The sequence below is a fragment of the Streptococcus sp. GMD6S genome (assembly GCF_000297015.1).
In genome coordinates this window covers 1-581 of the sequence record NZ_AJRH01000254.1, presented here as the reverse complement: position 1 = coordinate 581, position 581 = coordinate 1, and the positions used below count along the sequence as shown (strand labels likewise).

1 protein-coding gene is annotated in these 581 nt (G+C 45.1%); it reads right to left on the bottom strand.

The window, feature by feature from the left end; translation table 11 throughout:
- Positions 1-554, bottom strand: a 554-nt coding sequence (locus GMD6S_RS10005; RefSeq protein WP_001109725.1) for a Clp protease N-terminal domain-containing protein, incomplete at its 3' end; no start/stop codon positions are given.
- Positions 555-581: the final 27 nt, after the last annotated feature.

The window sequence follows — 581 nt, the reverse complement described above, 5'->3', positions numbered from 1 at the left end:
TGAGCTTGAGGCATGCCCATCATATTGGCCATGGAATTTTGCTTGTCAGTTACTGTGCGATGGCGTTGACGCAAAGCCTTGAGATCTTCTCTTGTCCAGCCAGCACGCTCTTCTAGATTACGACGAAGAGCAGCAATTCTGACCTGATCTTTCTGGTCTTCATAAGAGAAGCCTGCTCTCTCCAAGATGCGAGTTGCCAAAGCATTACCATCATGCAAAATCGCATAGAGGACATGCTCTGTCCCTAGCACCTTAGCATGTACCACTGAGGCTACATATTCTGCTTCCGCAAAGAGGACCTCCAAACGATGGGAAAAGGGTAATTCCGTAAAAGTTTCATCTTGGCTATAGTCGGTTTCAGTCAGTTCCAACGCAACCTCTTCTAAACGGTCCATCTCGTATGGATAATCATTTAGAGTCGCACCTGCCACACTGTAACTGTGATTAGACATGGCAATCAATAAATGCCAAGACTCTAGGTAACGGGCTCCAAAATGGCTCGCAACCATGTAGGCACTCTCGATACATTCATTCAATGCTTTTGAATAGTTCATCTTACTTCTCTTTTCTATCTACCTCTT